The following is a 6,904-nucleotide window of genomic DNA, read 5'->3' on the forward strand; positions in this document are numbered from 1 at the left end:
CCCGTCTTGGTCAGCGCATCAGGAAGTGGGGACGGTCCCCAGGCGACCGGCCTGGAAGTCTTCCATCGCCTGCTACAACTCGCGGTGGCTGTTCATCACGAACGAGCCGTACCAGGCCAGTTCCCGCCGATCGGCTGCCCGCCGAGAACGATCACCTCAAGGTTCGGCTTGTTCGAATCCTGTCGGGCGTCGGCCTGGAGGTCGATCGTGTCCCCGGCGCCGAACACCGCGAGCCGGCCGGTTTCGATCGGTCGCCGATCGTACCGACGGTGCCGGAACCCGCGAGCACGTACACCAGCGCGTTGTAGTCCCTGCGCCACGGCAGTGAAAGTCGTGCGCCCGGGTTGACCGAGGCGTGCAGCAACGTGATCGGGGTGTGCGTGATGCCCGGGCCGTCGAAGCCGCCGACGGAGCCCGCGATCAGCCGCACCAGTGACCGTCTCGAAGCCTCGTTGCGGGTGCCGGGGGGTGCCCTACACGACCCTGACAGCCGGCGCGACCGCGCCCCCTCCATTGTCCGGAGGGGGCGCGGTCGCGTGGGGTCCCAGCGAGCCTTACAGGCCGCCCTCAGACATCCCATGCACGGCCGGGATCGTGCCCAGCCGCCCCTTCTGGAAGTCGTCGAACGCTTGCTGAAGTTCCGCCCTGGTATTCATCACGAACGGCCCGTATTGCGCCACCGGCTCCCGGATCGGCTGACCGCCGAGAAGGACGATCTCAAGATCCGGCGCATTCGAATCCTGCTTCTCGTCCGCGCGCACCGTCAGCGACGAGCCCGAGCCGAACACAGCCGTCTGCCCCAGGTGCACCGGCCGACGCTCCGCGCCGACGGAGCCGCGCCCGGCGAGGACGTACGCGAGGGCATTGAACTCCTCGCGCCACGGCAGCGTGATCTCTGCGCCCGGCGCCAGCGTCGCATGAATCATCGTGATCGGTGTGTGCGTGATGCCCGGTCCCTGGTGGCCGTCCAGCTCGCCGGCGATGACGCGTAGTAGTGCACCGCCATCCGGAGACGTCAGCAACCGGACGGTGCCGCCGCGAATGTCCTGGTAGCGCGGGGGCATCATCTTGTCCTTCGCCGGAAGGTTCACCCACAGTTGGAGCCCGTGGAAGAGTCCGCCGGACACGACGAGGTGCTGCGGCGGCGCCTCGATGTGGAGCAGGCCGGACCCGGCCGTCATCCACTGGGTGTCGCCGTTGGTGATGGTGCCCCCACCACCGTTGGAGTCCTGGTGGTCGAAAATGCCGTCGATGATGTACGTGACGGTCTCGAAGCCCCGGTGGGGGTGCCACGGGGTCCCTTTCGGCTCCCCAGGCTGATACTCCACCTCGCCCATCTGATCCATCATGATGAACGGGTCGAGGTAGGTCTGCTTCACACCCGCGAAGGCACGCCGAACCGGGAAGCCCTCACCCTCGACACCGCTCGGCGCGGTGGTGACGGCGAGTACGGGGCGCGGCCGCGCGTCGAGACCGGGTTCCGGCAGACGCGGCAGGGCCAGCGGGTTGGAAACGGTGACGGCGGGCATGGCCTGCTCCTCGGATACGAGTGCGGTCCCGGCTTTCCCGGGCCTTGCTCGCTCCAACGATAGTTTCCCGCTCAACATTCCCCGCGCGGAGGATCCGCTTTCGGGCAGCCGTGACCGCTCCGGCCCGCCGGCGTCTGAGGCCAGTCAGCCGGGCCCGCGCTTGGAGGCCACTCGGCCCGGCCGGCGCCTGAGGGCAACCAGCCGCCGCAGGCCCGAGTGCGCTCGAGTCCAGCCGCAGGCCACCGGCCCGGACTCAGGCCGGAAGCGCCCGGTTCACGCTCGGGAGCGCCCGCCCACCCGCCAGCCGCGCAAGCGTCGTGTCCACCGAATCGGGCGACAGGATCTGATCCAGGGCCATGAACGCACAGCCCGTGAGTCCCGCAGCCTCACCCAACACACTGGGCACGATGCGGAGTTCACGCGTGGCCACCGCCGTGGACCGCTTGTACACAACCTCCCGCACCCCCGCGAGCAACGGATCACCCGCGTCGGCGAGGTCACCGCCCAGCACCACGACCGCCGGATTGAGCACGTTGACCACGCTCGCCAGCACCTCGCCGAGCATCCGCCCGGACTCGCGCACGAGCCGAACCGCCTCGGGCTGACCGGCCGCCGCGAGCGCCACCACGTCCCGCACGCTGGAGACCTCGCGACCGTCCGGGAAGCGGGCCCCGTGCGCGGCCAGCGTCTCGATCAAGTGCCGTCCGCTGGCCAGCACTTCGAGGCAGTCCACATTGCCGCACCAACACCGCACACCGGTGCCGCCGGCGACCGGGATGTGGCCGATCTCGCCCGCCGCGCCGAGCGCGCCCCGGTACACCTTGCCGTCGGCGACTATCCCCGCGCCGATACCGGTTGACGCCTTGACGAACACCAGATCGCCCGCGTCGGCCCGGGCCCGGTATTCGCCCAGGGCCATCACGTTCACGTCGTTGTCCACGTACACCGGGACCGGCAACCGGCGTTGCAGGGTCGGCGCTATCGCCACCCCGTCCCAGCCGGGCAGCGTCGGCGCACCGGCCGCGCGCCCGGTGTCCAGTTCGACCGGTCCGGGCACGGCCACCCCGACGCCGCGCACCCGCGCCGGGTCGAAGCCCTCTTCCGCGAGCATCGTGTCGATCCAGTCCGGCAGTCCGGTGAGCACCGCGTCCGGCCCGCCCTGGGCGGCCATCCGGGTCTCCCGGCTGGCCAGCACCCGACCGGTCAGGTCGCAGACCGCGAGCTGACCGCGGCTACTGCCGAGCGAGGCGGCCAGCACCAGGCCACCGTCGGGATTGAGTTCGAGGCGGATCGGCGGTCGGCCGCCGGTCGACACGCCATCGGCGCGCTCGGCGAGCAGCCCGGCATCGACCAGCTCGTCGATCCGGGCCGCCACGGCGGATCGGGACAGCCCGGTCAGCCGGGCGACGTCGGCCCGGGTCTCGGCATCCCCGTCACGCACAAGGCGAAGGACCTCGCCTGCACTGCTGTGCGGGATGGGATTCGCGCGTCGGGCCATGCCATCCAGTGAACCAGTGCGGCTTTCCCTCGGTCAAAGCCCTAAGTTCACTACTTCGACACCCGAGCGTCACTCTTTTGCTTGCCAAGAGGCAAAAGTACCCCTAGTTTGGTACCCGAACCGGCAGAGCAGGCCGCTGACAGCAGGGGCACGAAGATCGTGAGCGAGCAGAGGACCCACCCGACGGTGGCCGCAGTGACGGAGCGCATCGCGCGCCGCAGTGCCGCCACGCGTACGGCCTACCTGGAGCGGATCCGGGCCGCGGCCACCGAGGCCCCCGCGCGCGGTCAGCTCGGTTGCGCCAACTTCGCCCACGGCTTCGCCGCCTGCTCGCCCAGCGAGAAGCTCGGGCTGCGCGGCACCGGCCCCCAGGGCCCGGTCAAGCCCAACGTCGCGATCGTCTCCTCTTACAACGACATGCTCTCCGCGCACCAGCCGCTGCGCACCTACCCCGAGCAGCTCAAGGCCGCGGTCGCCGAGGCCGGTGGCGTGGCCCAGTTCGCCGGCGGCGTGCCCGCCATGTGCGACGGGATCACCCAGGGCCGCGCGGGCATGGAACTCTCCCTGTTCAGCCGCGACGTGGTCGCGATGGCGGCGGCCGTGGCGCTGGCCCACGACATGTTCGACGGCGCGCTGATGCTCGGCGTGTGCGACAAGATCGTCCCCGGCCTGGTGATCGGCGCGCTGTCCTTCGGGCACCTGCCCACCGTCTTCGTGCCGGCCGGTCCGATGTCCTCGGGTCTGCCCAACAAGGAGAAGGCCCGCGTCCGGCAGCGCTTCGCCGAGGGCAAGGTTTCCCGCGAGGAACTGCTCGACGCCGAGGCCGGCGCCTACCACGGCATCGGGACCTGCACCTTCTACGGCACCGCCAATACGAACCAGCTCGTCATGGAGGTGCTCGGCCTGCACCTGCCGGGCGCCAGCTTCGTGCACCCGGACCAGCCGCTGCGCAAGGCGCTGACCGACGAGGCGGGCCGCCGGGTCGCGGCCACCACGTCGCTCGGCGACCCGACGTCGCTGGTTCGCGAGTACACGCCGATCGGCGAGGTGCTCGACGAGAAGGCGTGGGTCAACGCGGTCGTCGCGCTCCTGGCCACCGGTGGCTCGACCAACCACACGCTGCACCTGGTCGCGATGGCCGCCGCCGCCGGGATCACGCTCACCTGGGACGACTTCGCCGAGTTGTCCACCGCGGTCCCGCTGCTGACCCGGATGTATCCGAACGGTCCGGCGGACATCAACCACTTCCACGCCGCGGGCGGCACCGCGTTCCTGATCGGCACGCTGCTCGACGGCGGGCTGCTCAACGAGGACGTACGCACGGTCGCGGGCGACGGACTGAACCGGTACCGGCGCGAGCCGCAGCTCACCGAGGACGGCTCGATCGTCTGGGTGGACGGCCCGACCGAGAGCCTGGACCTGGATGTACTGCGGCCGTACGACAAGCCGTTCGCGCCCGACGGCGGGCTGCGGATGCTGCACGGCGACCTCGGTCGCGCGGTGATCAAGGTGTCCGCGGTCGACCCGTCGCACCACGTGGTGACCGCGCCGGCGCGGGTGTTCGACGGACAGGCCGAGTTCCTGACCGCGTTCGAGAACAACGAGCTCGACCACGACCTCGTCGCGGTGCTGCGCTACCAGGGCCCGCGGGCGAACGGCATGCCCGAGCTGCACAAGCTGATCCCCGCGCTCGGCGTCCTCCAGGACCGGGGCCACCACGTGGCACTGGTCACCGACGGTCGGCTCTCCGGCGCCTCCGGCAAGATCCCGGCGGCGATCCACTGCACGCCCGAGGCGGCGGCCGGCGGCCCGATCGCCAAGGTCCGCGACGGCGACATCGTGACCGTGGACGCGGTCGCGGGCACGCTGACCACGCAGGCCGACCTGACCGAGCGTCAGGTCACCGGCGCGGCCCCGACCGACGCCGAGTGGGTCGGTACGGGACGCGAACTGTTCACCGCGCTGCGCGCCGGAGTCGGCCCGGCCGACCTCGGCGCCGGTGTGTTCGGCGCGGTCGCGACCGTGGCTTTCGACGGAGCGAGCGCATGAACCCGACCGTGACACCGCCGACCCCCGACCGCCCGTGGCTGGTCGCCGACATCGGCGGCACCAACGCACGCTTCGCCGTGGTCACCGAGCCGGGCGGACAGCCCGAACGTGTGCTCGGGCTGCGCAGCGAGGACCACGTGGACCTGGCCGCCGCGATCGAGGACTACCTGGACCGCTCCGGCGCGGCCCGGCCGAGCGCGATCTGCGCGGCGGTCGCGGGCCCCGTACACGGCGACCGGTTCCGGCTGACCAACGGCGCATGGGTGCTGTCCATCGCGGAGACCCGGGTCAAGCTGGGCGTCCCGGACCTGCACCTGATCAACGACTTCGAGGCGCTGGCGCTGTCGCTGCCGCACCTGGCGGGCGACGACCTGATCGTGGTCGGCGACCGACTGCCCGACCCGACGTTGCCGATGGCCGTGCTCGGCCCCGGCACCGGGCTCGGCGTGGCCGGCCTGGTGCCGATCCCGGGCGGCGGCTGGGTGCCGCTGCCGGGCGAGGGCGGGCACGTCCTGCTGCGCCCGGCGCACGGCCCGGACGCCGCAGCCCTGGAGGTGCTGCGCGAGGAGCGCGGCGGCCTGGGCACGGTGACCGCGGAGCACGTACTCTCCGGCCCCGGACTGTGTCGCCTGCACCGCTGCACGGCGGCGGTACACGGGGTCGCGGCCGAGGCGCTCAGCCCGGCGGACATCTCCTCCCGCGCGCTGGACGGCACCGACGAGGTGTGCGTCGCGACGGTGGAGACGTTCTGCCGACTGCTCGGCACGTTCGCCGGTGGGGTGGCCCTGACCATGGGCGCTCGCGGTGGTGTCTTCCTGGCCGGCGGCATTCTGCCCCGGATCACGGAGATGTTGCTCAAGAGCGAGTTCCGGATGGGCTTCGAGACCAACCCGACGATGGCGCCGTACCTGCACCGCATCTCCACCGCACTCGTGGTGGCCCCGCATCCGGCTCTGCGCGGCGCGTCCGCGTGGCTGGACGCGCGCAGCACTCGACTCGTGGAGGTGGCGGCGTGAGCATGTCCGTTCTGGACCTGGCACCGGTGATCCCGGTGGTGATCGTGGACGACGTGGAGTCGGCCGTACCGCTGGCGCGTGCGCTGGTGGCGGGCGGGCTGCCGGCCGTCGAGGTCACCCTGCGGACGCCGGCGGCGCTCGGCGCGATCGAGCGGATCGCGGCCGAGGTCGAGGGCGCGTTCGTGGGCGCCGGTACGGTGCTGACGCAGAGGCAGACGAAGGACGCGGCCAGGGCCGGCGCGCGCTTCCTGGTCACGCCGGGCTGCACCGAGAGGCTGTACGGGGCACTGATGGACAGCGGACTGTCCTTCCTGCCCGGCACGTCGACGGTGTCCGAGGTACTGGAGCTGCGCGAACTCGGGGTGCGGGAGATGAAGTTCTTCCCGGCCGAGGCCTCGGGCGGCGCACCGTACCTGAAGTCGCTGGCCTCGCCGCTGCCGGATGTGCGGTTCTGCCCGACGGGCGGAATCACCCCGGCTTCGGCCCCGACGTACCTGGCGCTGCCGAACGTGGCGTGCGTCGGTGGGTCCTGGATGCTTCCCGCGGACGCGGTCGCCTCGCGCGACTGGGCGCGGGTGGAAAAGCTCGCTCGCGAAGCCTCGGGGCTGCGCGGGTAATAGATCGTCCCCTGGCGCGCTCTGCCCTGAGGTGCGCCAGGGGCACGGACCGCGGATGGTGGGCCGTATGAGGGTTCGGCCCACGAACGAGCAGGTCGTATGAGGGTTCGACCTGCGGAGACCGCGAATAGGGACCCGCTCTTCGGCGAGGAGAGCGGGTCTCTTCTTTTTGGGCGCCTTCGGCGCCGGCTCGCG

Annotated in this window: 5 protein-coding genes and 1 pseudogene; 3 read left to right on the forward strand and 3 right to left on the reverse strand. The window is 71.6% G+C overall.

Features of this window, described 5'->3' with window-relative positions; translation table 11 throughout:
• Positions 1-72: 72 nt before the first annotated feature.
• From A3IC_RS70860 to A3IC_RS53875, 3 genes and pseudogenes are all read right to left on the reverse strand, one after another.
• Positions 73-436, reverse strand: a pseudogene (locus A3IC_RS70860) (pirin-like C-terminal cupin domain-containing protein); the annotation flags it as partial.
• A gap of 118 nt (positions 437-554) precedes the next feature.
• Complete coding sequence (locus tag A3IC_RS0111995) at positions 555-1,529, reverse strand: pirin family protein (RefSeq protein ID WP_020550295.1); 975 nt, start codon at positions 1,527-1,529, stop codon at positions 555-557.
• A 253-nt stretch (positions 1,530-1,782) separates the two neighbouring features.
• Positions 1,783-2,970, reverse strand: coding sequence for an ROK family transcriptional regulator (locus A3IC_RS53875; RefSeq protein WP_020550296.1), 1,188 nt, complete (start codon positions 2,968-2,970; stop codon positions 1,783-1,785).
• 216 nt (positions 2,971-3,186) lie between these two features.
• Here A3IC_RS53875 and edd point away from each other — a divergent pair, with 216 nt between their 5' ends.
• Genes edd through eda form a run of 3 tightly spaced genes read left to right on the forward strand, consistent with a single transcriptional unit; the run spans position 3,187 to position 6,709 of the window.
• A complete protein-coding gene (gene edd, locus A3IC_RS53880) occupies positions 3,187-5,076 on the forward strand; it encodes a phosphogluconate dehydratase (protein ID WP_052173421.1) in 1,890 nt (629 codons plus the stop codon).
• On the forward strand, positions 5,073-6,092 hold the full coding sequence (gene glk, locus A3IC_RS0112010; RefSeq protein ID WP_020550298.1) for a glucokinase: 1,020 nt from the start codon (positions 5,073-5,075) through the stop codon (positions 6,090-6,092). The genes edd and glk overlap by 4 nt, the downstream gene beginning before the upstream one ends.
• Positions 6,093-6,094: 2 nt before the next feature.
• Positions 6,095-6,709, forward strand: coding sequence for a bifunctional 4-hydroxy-2-oxoglutarate aldolase/2-dehydro-3-deoxy-phosphogluconate aldolase (gene eda, locus A3IC_RS0112015; RefSeq protein WP_040876501.1), 615 nt, complete (start codon positions 6,095-6,097; stop codon positions 6,707-6,709).
• Positions 6,710-6,904: the final 195 nt, after the last annotated feature.

The organism is Embleya scabrispora DSM 41855, from assembly GCF_000372745.1.
Taxonomy (GTDB): Bacteria; Actinomycetota; Actinomycetes; order Streptomycetales; family Streptomycetaceae; genus Embleya; species Embleya scabrispora.